Source organism: Rhizobium sp. H4 (assembly GCF_003013335.1).
Classification (GTDB): domain Bacteria; phylum Pseudomonadota; class Alphaproteobacteria; order Rhizobiales; family Rhizobiaceae; genus Rhizobium; species Rhizobium sophoriradicis.
Window position 1 is genome coordinate 1 of the sequence record NZ_PSOW01000003.1, and the last position, 18,672, is coordinate 18,672.

General features: G+C 61.7%; 22 protein-coding genes. 14 read left to right on the plus strand and 8 right to left on the minus strand.

What is annotated here, in order from left to right; translation table 11 throughout:
* The 6 genes from C4N04_RS04805 to C4N04_RS04830 all read left to right on the plus strand — a co-directional run.
* Positions 1-581 (plus strand): carbohydrate ABC transporter permease (locus C4N04_RS04805; protein WP_158775534.1); only part of this gene is annotated, 581 nt, incomplete at its 5' end.
* 3 nt (positions 582-584) lie between these two features.
* Complete coding sequence (locus C4N04_RS04810) at positions 585-1,700, plus strand: ABC transporter ATP-binding protein (protein WP_106795534.1); 1,116 nt, start codon at positions 585-587, stop codon at positions 1,698-1,700.
* A gap of 15 nt (positions 1,701-1,715) precedes the next feature.
* A complete protein-coding gene (locus tag C4N04_RS04815) occupies positions 1,716-3,254 on the plus strand; it encodes a GMC family oxidoreductase (protein ID WP_077994066.1) in 1,539 nt (512 codons plus the stop codon).
* A gap of 9 nt (positions 3,255-3,263) precedes the next feature.
* The gene (locus tag C4N04_RS04820) at positions 3,264-4,919 is read left to right on the plus strand and encodes a GMC family oxidoreductase N-terminal domain-containing protein (protein ID WP_077994065.1); all 1,656 of its coding nucleotides are present in this window, start codon (positions 3,264-3,266) and stop codon (positions 4,917-4,919) included.
* 11 nt (positions 4,920-4,930) lie between these two features.
* On the plus strand, positions 4,931-6,100 hold the full coding sequence (locus C4N04_RS04825; RefSeq protein WP_077994063.1) for a Gfo/Idh/MocA family oxidoreductase: 1,170 nt from the start codon (positions 4,931-4,933) through the stop codon (positions 6,098-6,100).
* 6 nt (positions 6,101-6,106) lie between these two features.
* Entirely contained in the window at positions 6,107-8,197 is a 2,091-nt protein-coding gene (locus tag C4N04_RS04830; RefSeq protein ID WP_106795535.1) for an FAD-binding protein, read from the plus strand.
* A 1-nt stretch (position 8,198) separates the two neighbouring features.
* On the opposite strand, the gene C4N04_RS04835 is transcribed toward C4N04_RS04830, so the two are convergent.
* From C4N04_RS04835 to C4N04_RS04850, 4 genes are all read right to left on the minus strand, one after another.
* The gene (locus C4N04_RS04835) at positions 8,199-8,381 is read right to left on the minus strand and encodes a hypothetical protein (RefSeq protein ID WP_038688354.1); all 183 of its coding nucleotides are present in this window, start codon (positions 8,379-8,381) and stop codon (positions 8,199-8,201) included.
* A gap of 142 nt (positions 8,382-8,523) precedes the next feature.
* Positions 8,524-9,315, minus strand: coding sequence for an exodeoxyribonuclease III (gene xth / locus C4N04_RS04840; protein WP_096764094.1), 792 nt, complete (start codon positions 9,313-9,315; stop codon positions 8,524-8,526).
* Between the two features lie 31 nt (positions 9,316-9,346).
* Positions 9,347-9,748 carry a GFA family protein gene (locus tag C4N04_RS04845; RefSeq protein WP_096764093.1) on the minus strand — a complete coding sequence of 134 codons (402 nt, stop codon included), beginning with the start codon at positions 9,746-9,748 and terminating at the stop codon, positions 9,347-9,349.
* 10 nt (positions 9,749-9,758) lie between these two features.
* Positions 9,759-10,226: a hypothetical protein gene (locus C4N04_RS04850; protein WP_010060035.1), complete on the minus strand. Its 468-nt coding sequence runs from the start codon at positions 10,224-10,226 to the stop codon at positions 9,759-9,761.
* A 304-nt stretch (positions 10,227-10,530) separates the two neighbouring features.
* Here C4N04_RS04850 and C4N04_RS31760 point away from each other — a divergent pair, with 304 nt between their 5' ends.
* Positions 10,531-11,028 (plus strand): hypothetical protein, encoded by a 498-nt coding sequence (locus C4N04_RS31760; protein WP_179363880.1) that lies wholly within the window; start codon positions 10,531-10,533, stop codon positions 11,026-11,028.
* A gap of 66 nt (positions 11,029-11,094) precedes the next feature.
* Here C4N04_RS31760 and C4N04_RS04860 read toward each other — a convergent pair whose 3' ends face one another.
* The 3 genes from C4N04_RS04860 to C4N04_RS31765 form a co-directional block, all read right to left on the minus strand.
* Positions 11,095-11,718 (minus strand): response regulator transcription factor, encoded by a 624-nt coding sequence (locus C4N04_RS04860; RefSeq protein ID WP_038688360.1) that lies wholly within the window; start codon positions 11,716-11,718, stop codon positions 11,095-11,097.
* A 4-nt stretch (positions 11,719-11,722) separates the two neighbouring features.
* Positions 11,723-13,111 (minus strand): sensor histidine kinase, encoded by a 1,389-nt coding sequence (locus C4N04_RS04865; RefSeq protein WP_077994052.1) that lies wholly within the window; start codon positions 13,109-13,111, stop codon positions 11,723-11,725.
* A 64-nt stretch (positions 13,112-13,175) separates the two neighbouring features.
* On the minus strand, positions 13,176-13,352 hold the full coding sequence (locus tag C4N04_RS31765) for a hypothetical protein (RefSeq protein WP_038688363.1): 177 nt from the start codon (positions 13,350-13,352) through the stop codon (positions 13,176-13,178).
* 162 nt (positions 13,353-13,514) lie between these two features.
* Between C4N04_RS31765 and C4N04_RS04870 the strand changes: the two genes are divergently transcribed.
* A complete protein-coding gene (locus C4N04_RS04870; protein WP_106795536.1) occupies positions 13,515-14,366 on the plus strand; it encodes a methyltransferase domain-containing protein in 852 nt (283 codons plus the stop codon).
* Positions 14,367-14,400: 34 nt separating this feature from the next.
* Here the strand turns inward: C4N04_RS04870 and C4N04_RS04875 are convergent, their stop codons facing one another.
* The gene (locus C4N04_RS04875) at positions 14,401-14,673 is read right to left on the minus strand and encodes a hypothetical protein (protein WP_038688367.1); all 273 of its coding nucleotides are present in this window, start codon (positions 14,671-14,673) and stop codon (positions 14,401-14,403) included.
* Positions 14,674-14,871: 198 nt separating this feature from the next.
* Here C4N04_RS04875 and C4N04_RS04880 point away from each other — a divergent pair, with 198 nt between their 5' ends.
* The 6 genes from C4N04_RS04880 (at position 14,872) to C4N04_RS04905 (ending at position 18,666) form a co-directional block, all read left to right on the plus strand.
* Positions 14,872-15,270, plus strand: a complete 399-nt coding sequence (locus tag C4N04_RS04880; RefSeq protein ID WP_096772110.1) for a DUF1236 domain-containing protein — start codon at positions 14,872-14,874, stop codon at positions 15,268-15,270.
* Between the two features lie 113 nt (positions 15,271-15,383).
* Entirely contained in the window at positions 15,384-15,566 is a 183-nt protein-coding gene (locus C4N04_RS04885) for a hypothetical protein (protein ID WP_039619253.1), read from the plus strand.
* On the plus strand, positions 15,563-16,144 hold the full coding sequence (locus C4N04_RS04890) for a BA14K family protein (protein ID WP_106795537.1): 582 nt from the start codon (positions 15,563-15,565) through the stop codon (positions 16,142-16,144). Before C4N04_RS04885 ends, C4N04_RS04890 begins: the two co-directional genes overlap by 4 nt.
* 114 nt (positions 16,145-16,258) lie before the next feature.
* A complete protein-coding gene (locus C4N04_RS04895) occupies positions 16,259-16,573 on the plus strand; it encodes a hypothetical protein (protein ID WP_106795538.1) in 315 nt (104 codons plus the stop codon).
* Between the two features lie 119 nt (positions 16,574-16,692).
* Positions 16,693-17,577 carry a hypothetical protein gene (locus C4N04_RS04900; RefSeq protein WP_106795539.1) on the plus strand — a complete coding sequence of 295 codons (885 nt, stop codon included), beginning with the start codon at positions 16,693-16,695 and terminating at the stop codon, positions 17,575-17,577.
* Positions 17,578-17,664: 87 nt separating this feature from the next.
* Positions 17,665-18,666 carry a L,D-transpeptidase gene (locus C4N04_RS04905; protein ID WP_184315771.1) on the plus strand — a complete coding sequence of 334 codons (1,002 nt, stop codon included), beginning with the start codon at positions 17,665-17,667 and terminating at the stop codon, positions 18,664-18,666.
* Positions 18,667-18,672: the final 6 nt, after the last annotated feature.

Genomic DNA, 18,672 nt, shown 5'->3' on the forward strand with positions numbered 1-18,672 from the left:
CCGGCCATACGCTGGTGTTCGGGTTGATGCTGTTTGCCTGCTTCATCCCGTTCCAGTCGGTGCTGTTGCCGATGGCGACGATCCTCGGCTCGCTCGGCCGCTTCGGCATGACGCTGCAGAACGCCACGGGCTTTTCCTTCGGCTTCGGTAATCCCACGATCAATCTGGTCTTCGTCCATGTCGTCTACGGCCTCGGCTTCACCACGCTGTTCTTCCGCAATTTCTACGAGGCCTTTCCGACCGAACTGGTCAGGGCCGCCCAGGTCGACGGCGCCAGCTTTTTCCAGATCTTCCGCCGCATCATGCTGCCGAACTCGCTGCCGATCATCGTCGTCACCGTCATCTACCAGTTCACCAATATCTGGAACGACTTCCTGTTTGCCTCGGCTTACGCCGGCACCGGTGACGCCATGCCGATGACGGTGGCGCTCAACAATGTCGTCAACACCTCGACCGGGGTGGTCGAATACAATGTCAACATGGCGGCGGCGATGATCGCGGCCGTTCCGACGCTCATCGTCTATATCCTCGCCGGCCGCTACTTCGTGCGCGGTCTGATGGCGGGCGCAGTCAAAGGGTAAGTCATGGCCTTCCTGGAAATCTCCGGTCTCAGAAAACGCTTCGGCGCCGTCGACATTCTCAAGGGCATCGATCTCGAGCTCGAAAAGGGCGGCTTCCTGGTGCTGGTCGGCCCGTCCGGTTGCGGCAAGTCGACCCTGCTCAACACCATTGCCGGGCTGGAGACGATCACCTCAGGCGATATCAGGATCGACGGGCGCGACATCAGCGGTCTGCATCCCTCCAAGCGCGACATCGCCATGGTGTTCCAGTCCTATGCGCTTTATCCGAACATGACGGTGGCTGGAAATATCGCCTTCGGCATGGAGATCCGCGGCGTGCCGAAGGAGGAGCGGGCCAAGGCGATCAAGCAGGTCTCCGACATGCTGCAGATCGGTCATCTGCTCGACCGCAAGCCGAGCCAGCTGTCCGGCGGCCAGCGCCAGCGCGTCGCCATGGGCCGGGCGCTGGTGCGCAATCCGCAGGTCTTCCTGTTCGACGAGCCCTTGTCCAATCTCGACGCCAAGCTGCGCGTCGACATGCGCACCGAGATCAAGCGGCTGCACCAGCGCATGGGCACCACCTTCGTCTATGTCACCCACGACCAGATCGAGGCGATGACGCTGGCGACCAAGATCGCCGTGCTCAAGGACGGGGTGCTGCAGCAGTTCGGCACGCCGGCCGAGATCTATAACAGCCCGGCCAATCTCTTCGTCGCCGACTTCATGGGGTCGCCGGCGATGAACCTGCTCAACGCCACCGTCGAGGCCGGTGCGTCCGGGATCGCCGTCGCACTCGAACGGCCGAACGGCGCGCCGCTGAGGCTGCCTGTGGTCGCCGGCGCCAACGGTCTCTCCGCCTATGCCGGCCGGCAGGTGATCTTCGGCATTCGCCCGGAGGCCTTGACCGACCCTGACGGCGCCGACCGCAAGGCGCGCTCGCTGACCGAGGATGACTGCCTGATCGAAGTCGTCGAACCGGCAGGCTCCGACACCTTCGCCGTCACCAAGCTCGGCGGCAAATCCGTCGTCGCCCGCTTGCGCGCCGATGCCGGCATCGCGCCGGGACAAAACACCCGCCTTGCCTTCAATCTCGACAAGGCCGTGTTCTTCGATCCTGACAGCCAGATGCGGATCGGGTGATCTCCAGGGGCTAAGATGAGCAGTTCACCAGACATCGTCATCATCGGCTCAGGCGTCGGCGGCTCCACAGTCGCCGCGGGCCTGGCCGCGACCGGCGCCGAGATATTGGTCCTCGAAGCCGGTGGTCACATTGCCGATCTTCCGGTCAATCGTGACCAGCGCGCCATCTTCCAGCGAGGGCATTTCCGACCGAGGGAAATCTGGTACGAGGCCAACGGCAAGGGCTTCAATCCCGGCAATTATTACAATGTCGGCGGCAATTCGAAATTCTACGGCGCCGTCCTTTCGCGCTATCGCAAGGAAGATTTCGAGGTCATCGAGCACCGCGAGGGCGTATCACCGGCCTGGCCGTTTCCCTACGAGGAGCTGGAGCCGTGGTATTCGAAGGCGGAACTCATGTATCAGGTCCGCGGCAGTCTCGGTGACGATCCCACGGAACCGTATCACTCCGCCGCCTACGCGTTCCCGCCCGTGCCCGACGAGGCGCCGATCGCCGATGTCAGGGCGCGCCTGCGGGCGAAAGGCCTGCATCCGTTTTCCCTGCCGCTCGGCCTCGACCTTGACGCCTGGCTCTCCAAGGCGCGCACGCCCTGGGACGCACATCCGAACGCGCGAGACGGTAAGATGGATGCCGAGACCGCAGCGCTTGCGGTGGCGCTGAGACACAAGAACGTGCGGCTCGAAATCAATGCGCGCGTGACGCGGCTCGATACGGGAGCCGGCGATCGGATCCACCGCATCACCTATGTCAAGGACGGGCAGACGCTGACTGTCTCGCCTGACATCGTGATCCTGTCGGCCGGGGCGGTTCAATCGTCCGTGCTTTTGCTGCGCTCGAAAAATGATCGCTTCCCCAGAGGCCTCGCCAACTCTTCCGACCAGGTGGGCCGCAACTTCATGAACCACAACGCTTCCGCCGTGATCGGCGTTTCGCCGCCTTTCAGGAACACCGCCGTCTACCAGAAGACCTTTGCCTTCAACGACTTCTATCTCTCGGACGGGGAGGGCGGCCCGCCGCTCGGCAATGTGCAATTGCTGGGGCGTATCTCCGAAAGAGTTCTTAAGGGCTCTCTGCCGCAGGCTCCGGAATGGCTTCTGCGTTTCATGACGGACCATGCCATCGACTTCTATGCCATGAGCGAGGACGTCCCCAATCCCGAAAGCCGCGTCATGGTCGATGGCGATCGGATCATTCTCCAATGGCAGAGAACCAATTGGGACGCGCATCTGGCGCTTGTCGCCAAGCTGAAGGCGATCCTGAAGTCGATCGGATTTCCCATCGTGTTGTCGAGACCCTTCGACAAGCGCACGCCCTCCCATCAGTGCGGAACAATCCGCATCGGCAACAACCCCGCGACGGCGCCGCTGGACCCCTATTGCCGATCCTACGACCACGAAAATCTCTTCGTCGTCGACGCCGGCTTCTTACCCACGTCGGCTGCGGTCAATCCGGCGCTCACCGTCGCCAGCCAGGCGCTCAGAGTTGCAGATCACATCGCGTCGAAAGACTTGCAGACACGAGCAGACCCATTGGCGCGCGCCGGCCTCGAATAGGATAGTGAAATGGCATTCGATTATATCATCACCGGTGCCGGCCCTGCAGGCTGCGTCCTGGCAAGCCGGCTCAGCGAAGATGCCGATGTCAAAGTACTGCTTCTCGAAGCGGGCGGCGGCGACTGGAACCCGCTTTTTCACATGCCTGCCGGCTTCGCCAAGATGACCAAGGGCGTGGCCAGCTGGGGCTGGCAGACCGTTCCCCAGAAGCACATGAAGGGCAGGGTGCTTCGCTATACCCAGGCGAAGGTCATCGGCGGCGGCTCCTCCATCAACGCCCAGCTCTACACGCGCGGAAACGCGGCCGACTACGATCTCTGGGCCAGCGAAGACGGCTGCGAGGGTTGGGACTATCGCTCGATCCTTCCCTATTTCAAACGGGCCGAGGACAATCAGCGCTTCGCCGACGACTACCACGCCTATGGCGGTCCGCTGGGTGTTTCGATGCCGGCGGCAGCGCTGCCGATCTGCGACGCCTATATCCGCGCAGGCCAGGAGCTCGGCATTCCCTATAACCACGATTTCAACGGCCGCCAGCAGGCCGGCGTCGGATTTTACCAGCTGACGCAGCGCAACCGCCGCCGGTCCTCGGCATCGCTCGCCTATCTCTCGCCGATCAAGGACCGGAAGAACCTGACGGTGCGGACGGGCGCGCGCGTCGCGCGGATCATCGTCGAAGCAGGTCGAGCGACAGGGGTCGAGATCGCCACCGCGCGCGGCTTGGAGATCGTGCGCGCCGAACGTGAGATCCTGGTGTCGTCAGGCGCAATCGGATCGCCGAAGTTGCTTTTGCAGTCGGGCATCGGGCCGGCCGATCACCTCAAATCGGTGGGCGTCAAGGTGCACCACGATTTGCCCGGTGTCGGCGGCAACTTGCAGGATCACCTGGATCTTTTCGTCATCGCCGAATGCACCGGCGATCACACCTATGACGGCGCCGCGAAGCTGCACCGCACGCTATGGGCTGGGGTTCAATATGTCCTGTTCCGCACCGGTCCGGTGGCCTCGTCGCTCTTCGAGACCGGCGGCTTCTGGTATGCCGATCCCGAAGCGCGGTCTCCCGATATCCAGTTCCACCTCGGCTTGGGATCAGGCATCGAAGCCGGCGTCGAGCGGCTCAAGAATGCGGGCGTGACGCTCAACTCCGCCTATCTGCATCCGCGCTCGCGAGGGACGGTGCGTCTGTCATCCGCCGACCCGGGTGCAGCACCCTTGATCGATCCCAACTACTGGTCCGATCCGCACGACAGGAAGATGTCGCTGGAGGGGCTCAAGATTGCCCGCGAGATCATGCAGCAGGCGGCGCTGAAGCCCTATGTCATGGCTGAAAGGCTTCCCGGGCCGAAGGTCGTGACCGACGAGCAGCTCTTCGATTATGGCTGCGCCAACGCCAAGACCGATCATCATCCTGTCGGCACCTGCAAGATGGGAACGGGGCCGGAGGCGGTGGTCGGGCTGGATCTCAAGGTCCATGGCCTCGAAGGCCTCAGGGTCTGCGATTCCTCCGTCATGCCGCGCGTGCCGTCCTGCAATACCAACGCGCCGACGATCATGGTCGGCGAAAAGGGCTCGGACCTTATTCGGGGGTTACCTGTGCTGCCCTCCGCCATTTTCGCCTATGAGCGCAACGACACCCGGCCTCGAGCCCGCGCAGAAATCCGCTAAGGAGAACGACGATGTCTGAAGTGAGAGTGGCAGTGCTTGGCGCCTCGGGCTGGATGGGCAAGGTCCACACCATGGCCTATCAGACCTTTCCGCATTTCTTCGGCGTCTCGGACGGAACGGCGCGGATCGTGGCGCTTGTCGAAGGCAATCCTGAGGCCGTCGCGGATATCAGCAACAGGGCGCCGGGCGCCAGGATCTATCAGGACTGGAAGCTGGCGGTCGCCGATCCCGAGGTCGATCTCATCGATATCTGCCTGCCCGACCATCTTCACTATCCTGTGGCCAAGGCGGCCTTGCTGGCCGGCAAACACGTCTATTGCGAGAAGCCACTGGCAAACACCGCCGATGAAGCGCGGGAACTGGCCGAGATCGCCAGAGAGAAGGGTGTGATCACCCGTGTCGGTCACGCCTTCCCCCGAAACCCCGTCCATGATCTCGCGAAAGACATCATCGATTCGGGCGAAATCGGCGAGATCAAGCTGTTCCGCGGCTGCCAGCACGTCGACATGTACGGCGATCCGACAGCGCCCTTCATGTGGCGCGCCGATGGCAAGCTTGCGCCGACGGGGATCGTCGGGGACACGGGCTCGCATATCTTCAGCTTCATGGATTTTCTGGTCGGCCGCGTCAGCTCCCTGATCGCCGACAATCTGATCGTCACGCCGCGACGGCCGGTCGTCGAGGGCCTTGCCTATGGCGAGCAGGTGAAACTGACAGGCGACGAATCCTGGGCCGATATCACCAATCCGGACGCGACGAACCTGTTGTGCCGGTTTGCCAACGGCGCCGGCGGCATCGTCGATTTCAGCCGTGTCGCGACTGGGCGCAAATTCATGCAGACCTACGAAATCTACGGAACGAAAGGCAGCATCGCCTATACCTATGACGAGATAAACCGCTTGCGCTTTTATTCCAACGACGACCGGACGGGACGGCGGGGGTTTCGCGAGATCGACGTGGGGCCGGAGAACCCCACCTTCCGAGCTTTCCTGCCTCTGCCGAACTTCGGCATCGGCTACAACGAAAGCAAGATCATCGAGGTCGCTGAAGTGATCCGCTCGATCGTCTCCAACAGACCGATGTGGCCGACATTCGATACCGGTCACCACATTTGCCAAATCGTCGACGCATGCATGGAGTCTTCCCGGCAAAAGCGCTGGGTTGACATCCCGCTCGGATAAACGCTGATGACCATAGACGTCCCGCAGGAAATTCTCGACGCGCTGACCGATGTCGATATGCCGAGGCTTCCGCCTGAAGCCGGTCCCTCGGCAACGGCTCGGCTCGCTGGTGTCGAGGTGCCGATCTATCGAGCCGGCTGTGTGATCGTTGGATCCGGCGCTGCAGGCCTGCGCGCGGCCGTGGAACTGAAGCGGCGCGGCGACGATGTCGTCATCGTCAGCCAAAGCGCCTGGGGCGGAACCTCGGCCTGCTCCGGTTCGGACAAGCAAACCCTGCACACGGCTAACACGGCCGATCAGGGCGACAACTACAGAGCGATGGGCCGCGCCATCCGCAGCGGCGGCGCCATGGACGAGGACACGGCCTATGTCGAGGCGGTGGGCTCGTCGCGGATGATGGCGTCGCTGCAGTTCCTTGGCCTGCCGCTGCCGCAGGATCCGCTTGGTGGAACGCTGCGATATCAGACCGACCATGACGAGGTCGGCCGCGCCACCAGCTGCGGCCCGCGCACTTCGCGCCTGATGGTCAAAGTGCTGGCAGAGGAGGCGCTCCGTCTCGATGTGCCGTTCTACAATCAGACCACCGCGGTCAAAATCCTCACCGAGGGCGAGGGAGGGGATCACCGCATCGCCGGCATATTGGCCATGCGCGCCGGCGACCGTACGCAGGAGAATCCGCTGGGCATCGCGCTGTTCGTCAGCGGCGTAATCGTGCTTGCGGCCGGCGGGCCTGGCGAGCTCTATCGCGACAGCGTTTACCCCAATGGCTGCTTCGGCTCTCTCGGGCTGGCGCTCGAAGCAGGCGTCGAGCTCGTCAATCTGACCGAAAGCCAGTTCGGTATCGGAACGCGCCGGGAGGGATTTCCGTGGAATCTCTCCGGCACTTATGTCCAGGCAGTCCCACATATCTATTCGGTCGATGGGGAAGGCGTCGAACACCATTTCCTGGCAGGCTATTATCGCAGCACGCAGGAACTGGCGTCGAACATCTTCCGCAAGGGCTATCAATGGCCTTTTCACGCGACGCGCATGCTCGATTTCGGCTCGAGCCTGGTCGATCTTGCCATCTCTAGGGAAACCGCCGCCGGTCGGCGCGTGTTTATGGACTTCAACCGCAATCCGTTGCCTGTTCCCGGCGACCTGCCGTTCAGCCTGGAGCGACTTGGTGAGGACGTTCGCCTGTATCTCGGCAAGGCCGGAGCCGATCAGCAAATGCCGATCGACCGGTTGAAGCACATGAACCCGCTCGCGATCGAGCTCTATCGCCGCTACAAGATCGACATCGCCGCAGAGCCGCTGGAATTCGCGGTCAACAATCAGCACATGAACGGCGGCATCATGGTCGACACCTGGGGCCGCAGCAATCTTGCAGGCTGTTATGCAGTCGGCGAAGCGGCGGGCACGCATGGTGTAACAAGGCCCGGTGGAGCGGCGCTGAATGCCGGGCAGGTCTTCGGCACCAGGGTGGCCGAACACATCGGCGCCAGCGGCAGGGCGAAACGGGCCGCCTCAGTGAGTATACCGGCGGCCGCAGAGGCGGGCATTGCCGACCTCCTTACCGCCCTGCGCGCTGAAAGCGCGCTGACTGTCAAAGCGATCCGCTCAGCAGTACAGGCGCGAATGAGCGAGAAAGCGGGCATCATCTGCGATCAAGAGAGCGTCGCCCAGGCGTTGATCGAGGCCCGCAAACTGAACGCGGAAATTCGCGCCAGCGGCGTCGCCTACGGGCGTGCCGCAGAAGCGGTGCGAGGCGTGCAATGGCGGCACATGGCGCTCGCCTCCGAAGCCGTGCTCAGTGCGCTCGATTTCTTCATTCGCAATGGCGGCGGCAGCCGCGGGGCACGCGCGATCTGCGATGCCGACGGCGAATCCCTTCCGTTGGCAAGCTCTGGTCCGTTGGAGGATTATCGCTTCCGAAGGGAGCGCGAAACCGATCGCAACGAGCAGATCGTCGTTCGCCTCGAAGCCGATGAGATCAGGCTTTCAACCCGGCCGAACCGCAAGCTGGATGAAAACGAAAAATCCTTTTTCGAGCGGGATTGGCCCGCCTGGTTGACAGGTGGAATTTATGATCGCGACACGAAGGAACAGGCATAATTCAATCAGGATTGGCAACTGGCGGCGGAACCCGGACGCGCTCGGTATCGTCGGAGCCTTCGGCAACGGCTTCCTCGCTTTTGCGAACCTGCCGCGGCGGATCTTTTCCCTCGACCGGCTTCGGTGACAGCTGGTCGTCGGCCTGGATCTCGTCAGTGTTCAGGTAGTTCTTGGCTTCGTCCATGACGGTCACTTCCGGTTGGAGAATTGTGGGGCGGGAATCCGGTCCTTCTGATCGGTGCGCTAGCCACGGGGCGATCTCCTTTCACAGGCTAACTCCGGCTGGCATCATCAGGTTCCCTGGCCTCTCTGCGCGATATTCCGGGTCAGGCGCCTCCAGCTTCGGGAGTGTCGAGCTCGATCATGACCGGCGCATGGTCGCTTGTATGTTCCCAGCCCCTCGGTTTTCGCCGGACACTTGCCGATCGAAGCCACGGCGCCACCGTCGGGCTGAGCAGAAAGTGGTCGATCCGCAGCCCGGCATCGCGTTCGAAACTGTTGCGCCAGTATTTCCAGAAAGTGTAGATGCGCTCGTCCGGATGCAGATGCCTGACGGCATCCGTCCAGCCCTGGGCGACAAGTTGAGCATAGGCCTTGCGGACTTCCGGCCTGAAAAGCGCGTCGTCCAGCCAGCGCTCCGGCTTGTAGACATCGATCTCCGTCGGCATGACGTTGAAATCGCCGGCCAGGATCGACGGCACTTCGATCTCGAGGAGTTCGGCGGCATAGGCGTGCAGGCGGCGGAACCAACGGAGCTTGTAATCGAACTTGGCGCTGGGAAAGGGGTTGCCGTTCGGCAGATACAGGCATCCGATCAGCATGCCGTCGACGGCGGCTTCGATATACCGGCTGTGCGTATCGTCTGGATCGCCGGGAAGGCCGCGGCGTGTCAGGATCGGTGTCTTGCCTTTCGCCAGGATGGCGACACCGTTCCAGGATCTCTGTCCGTGCCAGACGGCGCCGTAGCCGGCCCGTTCTATCTCCCTTCGCGGAAACCTGGCGTCGTCGGTTTTCAGCTCCTGGAGGCAGGCCACATCGGGGACATCCTCCGACAGCCAGCGCAGCAGGATGTCCAGCCGCCCGTTTATTCCGTTGACGTTATAGGTCGCGATTTTCATGGATCTGTTGTCGAGGCGACGCGACCATAATCTAGAATCGCTCCTGTGACACTTCCTCCGGAAGCCGGCGCCCGCAATCGGCCCATGCAAGGCGGCTCTCCACGCCATAGTGCCCCGCCGGTTGAATCCGCTCGGGGTGATCGAGCGAGCCGGCCGTCACGCGGATCAGCTCATCACCGTCGTACTGGAGGTAAAGTGGCGTCCCGCACGTCCTGCAAAAGCCGCGTGTCGCAATAGGCGAGGATCGGTAAACGGCGGGAGCAGCATCCGTCCACACGAGTTTCTCGACTTTGGCCTGGACAAGAACCGCGAAAGGACCACCGGTCGCCTTCTTGCACATGTCGCAATGGCAGTAACCCGAATGTGGCGTGTCGCCGGTGAATTCATACCGGCAGGATCCGCAGAGGCAGCCGCCGGTCCATCGCGTCGCCATGGCCTACACCTTAACGCGTCGCGCCGAAGACGAAAGCGATGCCGGCGACGATCGCTGCGGCCGTTAACGGCTGCCGCCTTATCCGCTCCTCGATCTCCTGGACGAAACTCTTCGCTTCCGCTTTTGCCAGGCGTGCCGTGCCGGAAGCGAGCTCCGAAGCGGACTCCGCGATGCGGCCGGCTTCTTTCTGAAGTGCACGCAGTTCCTCGTGGTCGCGGCCGCTCGAGCGCAGGACCTGGTCGACCAACGGATATTCTTGGTCCATCGCTGTCGGATCAGGCTCACGCTTTACGCGCTCAGCCGCTTCGACGTCGCTACGACCGGCGGGTATCGAGGTATGGGTAATCGAAACCGGATCGGACGCCGGAAACGTGTCTTCGATCGCCTTGTCGAGCTCGCCCTTTCGGGCCTTGCTTCGCTGCTCTGCCTGCTCTTTGCGCAGGGACTGGACCGCCGGGGATTCGTTGGGATTTGGCATGGGGGCTTCCTCTGTTGCACTTTGACAATCAAAGCGATGACAAAGAAAGAAGTTCCAGAAAAATGCGTCAGCGCCTCAAGCCGCAACGTCTCGGCAAGGGAAGGTGGAATTATTCGCCCCGGCACCCGTTTGCGATGACATCGCCCGCACATGAGCCCATTCAACTGTAGGCCGGTTGGCCGGACCAAAGTCCTGCCCGTTTTAGTACCTTTGGTCCGGTTGCATTTAACCTTCGGAAAAGCGAAAATTCGCGGCGCGTCCAGCAAGCGTAGAATTGGGAAGAACGGATGAACGAGGCGACGGCATGACAATCTCCAAGCGTCATTTTTTGAGATTGGGTGGTTGTGCGGCCGTCGCGCTGGTTGCTGCCGCATCACCTTTGACGCTTAGTTTGGACGGCTCGCTGCCGACGCTGGCGGTCGAGCATGCGCAGGCAAAGGACGGCAATAACGGCAATGGGGGCGGAAACGGCGGCGGCAGCGGCGGCGGCGGCGGCAACGGCGGTGGCAGTGGTGGAGGCAATGGTGGAGGGAACGGCAATGGGGGCGGAAGCAGCAATAATGGTTCCGGCAACAGTGCGGGTGGAAACTCCGGCAGATCCTCTTCAGCCACCTCGCGGACAGAAGTGGGGGCGAGGGCGACTGAAGATTCCGACGGGTCGATCAACGTTCGCCACGCAAACGGCATCACCGAAAGCCTGCGCAGCGGCCGCTATGTCATGAAGGACCCGAAAGGCAGGACGATCATAAGCCGTCAGGCAACGGCCAACGATGCACGCCGTCTGAGCCGCTTCTTTCGCTAGAGCTGATGCCGAACAGTGTGAGCGGTTTTCGGACGACATCCTGTTTTAGGGCCGGTCGGCGCGGCGCTACCGACGTTCGCGCCATTGCAGGGCCGCTTCGGTCCTGTTTGAGACGCCGAGTTTGCTCAGAATCTGGGTCATATGGTGCTTCACGGTCTTTTCCTGCAGGTTGAGCCGCAAGCCGATATGCTTGTTGGAGAGACCTTGAGCGACGAGATCCATCACCTCGCGTTCCCGTGGCGTAAGGCTGTTCTTGTCGGAGGCTGAGTCATGCAGCGAATTTTCCATGACCTTTGTCGACATCGTCGGCGAGATATACCGTGATCCGCTGAGGACGGTCTGGATCGCTTCGGCAAGACCACGGGAGCCGACACCCTTGAGGACATAGCCCATCGCGCCTTGTTGCAGGGCTCCAAGCAGCGTGTCCACCTCCTCCGATACCGTCAACATCAGCACTTTCGTCGTCGGGCTGCGCGCCAGGACGTCGCCGATGGCAGCCAATCCGCCGCCCGGCATCGAGACATCGAGAAGCATGACGTCGGGGCGGTTGTTCGAAGCGATCATGGCGGCGTCTTCGCTGCTGGCGCCTTCGCCAATGACCACGAAGTCGCTCATCTCCGACAAGCTGCGCGTTACGCCCTCGCGAAAAAGCGGGTGGTCGTCCACGACGCCGACGGTGATTGCTGTCATCTCTCTAGTCTCCAACTTCCATAGGCTCGAAGGTCATGGTCACCATCGTTCCTTCTTCGCCTGTCTTGATATCGAAGGATCCCCCCAGGCTGTCGATGCGTTCGCGAAGCCCCACCAGCCCGAGGCTTGTCGGCCTCACGTCCGCCGGGTCGAAACCATTGCCACGATCGCTGACCTCAACACGAACGTGACCGTTGTGCGACACAGCTTTGACGGTTTGCTGAACGCCGCCGCCGTGGCGATAGGCATTGTTCAGAGCTTCCTGGATGAAGCGATAAATACAGATCTTTACGGCAGTCGCGAGTTCGGGTCCATCCTCGTCGATGATCGTTTCGACAATGGTCCCAGTCTTTTGCTGATGCGCTTCGACGACCCGCAGCACGATCTCGCTGATCGTGGATTTTTCGATCTGCGGGAGCACCAGTCCGCTGCAGATATTGCGAATCTCCGCCATCGCCTCGGCCAGGCTCGAGCGGATCCAGGCAAGTTCCTTTTCCCGGGCTTCGGGTTGGGTAGACGCGTTGATCAAGAGGTCGCTGTCCAGTCGCAATGAAGCATAGGCGATGTGCTGTGCCGGACCGTCGTGCAGATCGGCGCCGATGCTGCGCAGATATGTTTCATTCAGCGCCGCCACCCGTTGCGAGGCGCGCTGCAGCCGCCGCTGCAGCCCGCGGTTTTCGGAGAGCAACGCCGACAATTCCGTAACCCGTTCCTTGAGATCCTTGCGCTGCGCTTCGATCGTTCGGCTGCCGCGAAACACCAGAGCGGAGAGAACGAGGAAGAAGATCGCTGTGAGGGCGGCGACCGCCCCCCAGCTCCGCAGCCTGGCATTTGCCAGGCTATCGGCAAGTCCTTCCGCGCTCTCGTAGAATTCGAGAACGGCGACCGCCTGGCCGGACCAGGGCTGGAGGACCGGGTTGTAGATTTCCATCAGCGGTCTGCCGAGCGCGCGCTCCTTGCCGCTTTCCGGATCGCCGGCGATCTCATAACGCGCGACGAGCGACCCTGCGAATGCCTTCTGAAGTTTGTCGCTTACCGGAAACTTCTGGCCCACCAGCTCCTTCTCGTTCGAATAAAGAACGGTGCCGTCGGCTCGCCACAGCTTGAACGACACAAGCCGCCGGCCCAGCGCGCCCTGGCCGAGCGTTTCGTCCAGAGCCTGGGCGCTGCCTTCGTCGAGCAGCGATTCCGTTTGCATGTCGGGAAGCAGCGGCGCGACTACGCTGTCGACGTAGAGCGCCGTTGCCGCGCCGGAATTGTGAATGACGGCCTCCTCGATCAGATGGGTGACGAGAATACCCACCAGAAACATGACGGCGATCGAGACCAGGCCACCCGCGATGAAAAATTGGGAGGCGAGTGAGCGGGCATTCCAGCGGCGAAGCCAATTCATTTTGATACCTGAAAGTGACTTTGCCGACTAACCTACAGCGTCTTCAGAGTTTTTCCAGACAGGATCAGGGCAGATTCCTGGTATCGAAGACCTCGGCGCCCCTGACGCTCTCGGTCAACGGGACGCTATCGCCCGACATGGCTGCGCCGAAGACATAGAGGAGGCCGGCCAGAACGACGACAAGAGCGATGACGGAGACGCTCCAGGCCTCATTCACATGGGATCTGTTACTGCGGTTCATGTGCGGGATCTCCTTTCGTGTCTTGCGAACGACGCCATGAGGCACCCGTTCCACGCCGGGGACTTCGGTCGAAGAGGCTTGGGACTATGGTCCGACCACCGTGGACAATGGCCGATTCAGCCATATTTTCCCTTTAGCGGAGTTGGTGTTGGAGACGTGTGAGTGACAATTTCTGCGGACATAGAAGACGGCGCAGACGCCGCATGGGTCACCCCTCTGACGTCGTTCGGGGAGGACGTCGCCGAGGTTTACCAAACGCTTCTCGTGCCGCTCCTCTTCGAACCCTATGCGTCGGAGATGGTGATTGTCGCCGAACGGTTTAAACCCGTCAGCGTGCTCGAAGTCGCGGCGGGGACCGGCGCCTTGACACGCGCTCTGCGCGCGAGGCTCGATCCGGCGGCTGAGATCGTCGCCACCGATCTCAGCCAGGCAATGATCGACGTCGGTGCCCCGTCCTTGACGCTGTCGCGGACCCATTGGATGCATGCGGACGCACAAGATTTGCCCTTCGCCCACGCAATGTTCGATCTCGTCATCTGTCAGTTCGGCGTCATGTTCTTTCCGGACAAGCTCAAGGCCTATGGCGAAGCAAAAAGAGTTTTGCGCAGCGGGGGCCATTTCCTGTTTTCGACATGGGATTCGCTTGCGGCCAACGACTTCGCAAGATGTGTGAACGAATGTCTGACACGGCTCTTTCCGTCGGATCCCCCGGACTTCCTGGAACGTTTGCCATACTCCTACTTTGATCCCGATACGATCAAAGCACAGGTTTCTTCGGCGGGATTCGAGGAGGTTTCCTGCGATCGGGTGACGTTGACCTCGAGCGCGGCTACCGCCCACCACGTTGCGGCGGCATTCTGCAAGGGTTCGCCGCTCAAAGGAGAGATCGAATTGCGGGCGCCGGAGCGCATGTCCGAGATCGTCGATGAGGTGGCGGAGCAGGTAGCGTCGCGCTACGGCGCGAGCCCTAGCGGAGGCATGAGCGCGTTCATCGTCACCGGCCGCGTTCGGTAACTAGAGCGGACGCCTGATCGGCGCGGAGTCTTGATCAAGGGATCATCCAGTAGTTTGCACGGGAGGGTTCGTGCATCGCGTCGATCACGTGCTGTTCGATCTCGATACAGGTCTCGTCATATTCCCGCACCAGCTTCAGATTGAACCCTCGCTTTCGAAGACGATCGCGTGCTTCAACCGCCATCTGATAGGCCTCGAAGAGCTCGAGTTGCCACGGCTCGCGCGCCGCCATGATCAGCGTCCGCATTTGCGGCAGGCGCATCGCCAAGCGCCTGCGTCCAGCTTCCCGGCGGTTGGATCGTGTCATCTCCCTCAGTCTCCTGCCATGTCCGCAACGCGGTGCCCCTGCGATTCTCAGATAGCGCCGGCACCGATTATTGACATGGGTTTCGGACCAAGGACCGGGACCTCTCAGACTGAGGTCCGAGACCTGGAACGACCCGCTGCGCAGATAGTTGCTCTGCCAGCGGTCGCGAAGACCGTCTTGAAAGAGAAGGAGGAAAACATGCACTTGAAGCTTATTGCCGGGGCGGCAGCCGCCGTGTCCCTGATGTCGGGTATCGCATTCGCCCAGTCCTCAACTGTCAACGGTGCGGCCGGCGGCGCGATCACCGGAGCGATCGTCGGTGGTCCCGCCGGCGCTGCCATCGGCGGCGTTGCCGGCGCAGTTGTCGGCACGGCGATTGATCCGCCGCCGCAAAAGGTCGTCACCTACGTCCGCGAAGCTCCGGCCCCATCAACGCGCGTGGTCGTGAAGGAGAAGGTTGTCGTCGGCCAGCCGTTGCCGGAGACGGTCGTTGTGACGCCCATCCCGGACGATCCGACATATGCTTACGCGGTGGTCAATGACGAGCGTGTCATAGTCGAACCGTCGTCTCGCAAGGTGATCCAGATTATCAAGTGATCTGATCGTACACGCGACCCCTGCCGCGTCTTGCCTTGGAAAATCATCTTTCAAAATCATCCGCGCGACAGTCGGGAACGCCGTCGCGCGGTCGAAAAAGCAGAGAGATCGTTATGAAGACCAAGACATTTGCCGTCTATTCCGAAGAAAAATCCACTGGCTTCGCCGTGCCGCTGATCGCGATCCTGCTCGCAATCGCCGGCATTCTCGCCGTGCTTGTCGCCACCGGCGGCGATAGCAGTGCCGGCGCGCGCGTGTGGGTTCCCCAGGCACAACAGCAGGGGGCGGGCCAATGAACGGTATTGCCTCCGTCGCCTTCGGCATCGTCAGCTCGGTCGGCGCCTGTGTGGCCGCGGCATCGGTTGCCTCGCACGTCGTGGCGAACTCCGAGCCGCACGCTTTCCCGGAACTGGCCGCGCGCGATCTATGGACGACGCACCCGGTGAAAATCGATCCTCACCAACAGCATTATGAACGAATTGCCCCGCTCTATTCCAGCTATGTCACCGAAGCGCCGGCCACCGTGGCGTCGAGGACGACGACGCAGCCCGCTCGTCGCTCGCGCGAACTGCAGACGCCGCAGCCAAAATTGTCTGCCCAGCATCTCGCCTGGTGCGCGCAGCGTTACCGCTCCTTCGATCCGGCGACCAATAGCTACCGATCCTATAGCGGCGAAACCCGCGAATGCTCTTCGCCGTTTCAGCAGAATATCGCCGAAAGCGATGAAGTCGGCGGCACGAGAGTGAATGCGCAGGCTGCTGCCCGATGCGCCGCCCGCTACCGATCGTATCGGGCGGAAGACAATAGCTATCAACCCTGGGACGGACCGCGGCGAAGCTGCGACATGTCCGATCTGGTCGCGATCAGCAATTAACCGCGGCCGGCGCGGGGCGTACGAAATCGCGCCAATGGGAGAGGCCAGACTAAAGTCCGTGTTGTGATCGCAGCGGTTGTGATATCCGGTTGTATTTGAGGGCGGAGAGCGGGGATGGCGACGACGCTGATAGCAGAAATACACCAGGCCCAGACAAGGCTTCCGTTCCTGAGCAGAGCGGAGCGGGGAGCCCTGATCATGCGCATCCTTCGTGAGCTGAAGACGCTGCGTCAGGAGGTTCTCGGAAACGTGCCGGCCGATCGCTGTGTCTGGATCGACAAGCTTATTGCCTCGGTCTCCTCGACGATATCCGAAATCGTCAACATGCAGGACGCCGAGTTCAACCGGGTTCTGAACGAATTCGAAAAGCTGATGGCGACGCTGCATAGTATTTCGCGCCCGCAAAAGCAGTCGAAGACGATTCACTAGTTCGGCCCTCGCTTAATGCGGCGGCCGATAGTGACCCGACTGGTCACCCTGTCAAGGATGAACCTTACGGCGGCCCGCTGCGCTGGAAACCGATCCCAGCGCGCAAGCGTTCTCCTGGTATGATCGACACAAAAGCTCCCGCTGGTGAAGATAAGGCGCCGTCCGGCGAGGATGATCGAAAGCCGGGCGCTGACGTTTCCTTTCCTTACGACAGGATGACCGTCGAGCAATTCCGAAGACGCTTCCCCCGCGCCCGCTGGAGCGATGATCGCAAGGCCTGGTTCGTTCCCGGCAGGACGGCATCCCGCCGCATCGGACGATGGCTGGCCGAGCTGGAGGCCGAGGCCGACGCGCATGCGGATGCGAAGGGGCGCGATGCCTTCGCCTTCGATCCTATCGACAGCCCATATCTTGAACTCGGCAAGGCAGGCTTTCGAATCCGTACACCCTATTCGAAGACCGTCGTCGACGAACTGCGCGAAGTGCCGTTCTCGCGATGGGATAGCGACCTCCGTTTATGGCACGTCCCCTTCCAGTCCTATGAAGATTTAAGACGCAGATGGTCCGACATCGAAGCGGCGGCTCGCAGAAACGAGCCGGAGGAGAGACGACGGCGCGCGGAGGAGCGTAAGGGAACCGAACAGGATATGCGCAGCAGGCTTCGCTCGGCGGAACGAAAGCGCCGTCGTTACCCGCTTCCTGCCGACGACCTGCCGCCGATAGGACGTCCCGTGTCTACCGCCTATGGGATCGTTGTCTTTACTGATATTACCGGCGAACTGGTCGATCCCCACCTCGTTGAGGACTTCTATCCCGGCGTCGACAAGGATGATCTCTGGGGATATTGGCGGGTGCCGGTATTGGAAGAGCTTGTCCGTACGTGGCCGGCAAAAACACCGCCCCCTCAAGGTGCCAGATGGTGGCTGCCGACGATCGAAGAATTGAGGCCCGCCCGCCGCGCGGCAAGATCACGCGACGCCAGAAAACGCGCGAAGACGCCGTGACGGCAGCTGTCGCAAGGGGCGGACCTGTCGCAGAGGCAGTCCCGGGCCTGCGCAGTCCGCGTGGGAACAAATTCCCACGTCGGCCATTTGTCATCCATGAAAACTGCCCTGCCGATGTCGCTGCTCGCTTTGGCCATCTTCGTTGGCGGCGCCGATGCGCGGGAGCTCCGACCCGACGCGATTAATGCTGCGTCGCTTACCGACATTGAGACGGCAAAGCCATCAACCGCCGATCCGGACCCCGCGATCGTCCGCCTTCAGGTTCTTCTCGACCGCGCCGGGTCGTCTCCCGGCGTTATCGACGGCCTCCCCGGAGAGAACGTCGACAAGGCGGTGGCAGGCTTCGAGGCTATGAACAAGCTTCCGGTGGATGGCCGGCCGGATCCAGATCTCGTCTCCCGTTTGGAAGACAATGCCCCGATCGTCGAGACTTATGTCGTCTCGCCGGAGGATGCCGCCGATCTTGTTGACAGCATTCCCGAGGATTACGGCGAGAAGGCCAAGATGCAGAGCCTCGGCTATACCAGTGTCGCGGAAAAGCTGTCGGAACGCTTCCATATGGATCTCGATCTCTTGAAGGCGCTCAATCCGGGTTCGCAATTCGCAGCCGGAGACACTGTATGGGTCGTGAGCCCCGGTCCGCCAAGGGAGGGCAGGGTCAAGCGGATCGAGGCCGACAAGAAGACGGGGCAGGTACTGGCCTACGGCGAAGACGGGTATTTACTTGCGGTCTATCCGGCGACGATCGGCAGCAAAGACAATCCGTCACCCTCGGGAAAGCACAAAGTTAAAGGCGTCGCGAGAATGCCGGTCTACCGGTACGACCCGAAGCGCAACTTCAAACAGGGTAACAACAATAAGGTCCTGACCATTCCGAAGGGGCCGAACGGGCCGGTCGGCACCGTCTGGATCGACCTGACTGAGCCGACCTATGGGATCCATGGCACACCCGAGCCCAAACTAATCGACAAGGTCGGCTCGCATGGTTGCGTGCGGCTGACGAACTGGGACGCCGAAGAACTGGCCGGCATGGTCAAGCCGGGCGTCCTGGTCGATTTCGTCAATCGCAGTCCGGCCGCTCCGAAGTGAGACGCG

Bases quoted from the DNA above. Each gene is read 5' to 3' on its own strand.
- C4N04_RS04810 (WP_106795534.1), top strand. From the start codon at position 585: ATGGCCTTCCTGGAAATCTCCGGTCTCAGAAAACGCTTCGGCGCCGTC.
- C4N04_RS04815 (WP_077994066.1), top strand. From the start codon at position 1,716: ATGAGCAGTTCACCAGACATCGTCATCATCGGCTCAGGCGTCGGCGGC.
- C4N04_RS04820 (WP_077994065.1), top strand. From the start codon at position 3,264: ATGGCATTCGATTATATCATCACCGGTGCCGGCCCTGCAGGCTGCGTC.
- C4N04_RS04825 (WP_077994063.1), top strand. From the start codon at position 4,931: ATGTCTGAAGTGAGAGTGGCAGTGCTTGGCGCCTCGGGCTGGATGGGC.
- C4N04_RS04830 (WP_106795535.1), top strand. From the start codon at position 6,107: ATGACCATAGACGTCCCGCAGGAAATTCTCGACGCGCTGACCGATGTC.
- C4N04_RS04835 (WP_038688354.1), bottom strand. From the start codon at position 8,381: ATGGACGAAGCCAAGAACTACCTGAACACTGACGAGATCCAGGCCGAC.
- xth (WP_096764094.1), bottom strand. From the start codon at position 9,315: ATGAAAATCGCGACCTATAACGTCAACGGAATAAACGGGCGGCTGGAC.
- C4N04_RS04845 (WP_096764093.1), bottom strand. From the start codon at position 9,748: ATGGCGACGCGATGGACCGGCGGCTGCCTCTGCGGATCCTGCCGGTAT.
- C4N04_RS04850 (WP_010060035.1), bottom strand. From the start codon at position 10,226: ATGCCAAATCCCAACGAATCCCCGGCGGTCCAGTCCCTGCGCAAAGAG.
- C4N04_RS31760 (WP_179363880.1), top strand. From the start codon at position 10,531: ATGACAATCTCCAAGCGTCATTTTTTGAGATTGGGTGGTTGTGCGGCC.
- C4N04_RS04860 (WP_038688360.1), bottom strand. From the start codon at position 11,718: ATGACAGCAATCACCGTCGGCGTCGTGGACGACCACCCGCTTTTTCGC.
- C4N04_RS04865 (WP_077994052.1), bottom strand. From the start codon at position 13,111: ATGAATTGGCTTCGCCGCTGGAATGCCCGCTCACTCGCCTCCCAATTT.
- C4N04_RS31765 (WP_038688363.1), bottom strand. From the start codon at position 13,352: ATGAACCGCAGTAACAGATCCCATGTGAATGAGGCCTGGAGCGTCTCC.
- C4N04_RS04875 (WP_038688367.1), bottom strand. From the start codon at position 14,673: ATGACACGATCCAACCGCCGGGAAGCTGGACGCAGGCGCTTGGCGATG.
- C4N04_RS04880 (WP_096772110.1), top strand. From the start codon at position 14,872: ATGCACTTGAAGCTTATTGCCGGGGCGGCAGCCGCCGTGTCCCTGATG.
- C4N04_RS04885 (WP_039619253.1), top strand. From the start codon at position 15,384: ATGAAGACCAAGACATTTGCCGTCTATTCCGAAGAAAAATCCACTGGC.
- C4N04_RS04890 (WP_106795537.1), top strand. From the start codon at position 15,563: ATGAACGGTATTGCCTCCGTCGCCTTCGGCATCGTCAGCTCGGTCGGC.
- C4N04_RS04895 (WP_106795538.1), top strand. From the start codon at position 16,259: ATGGCGACGACGCTGATAGCAGAAATACACCAGGCCCAGACAAGGCTT.
- C4N04_RS04900 (WP_106795539.1), top strand. From the start codon at position 16,693: ATGATCGACACAAAAGCTCCCGCTGGTGAAGATAAGGCGCCGTCCGGC.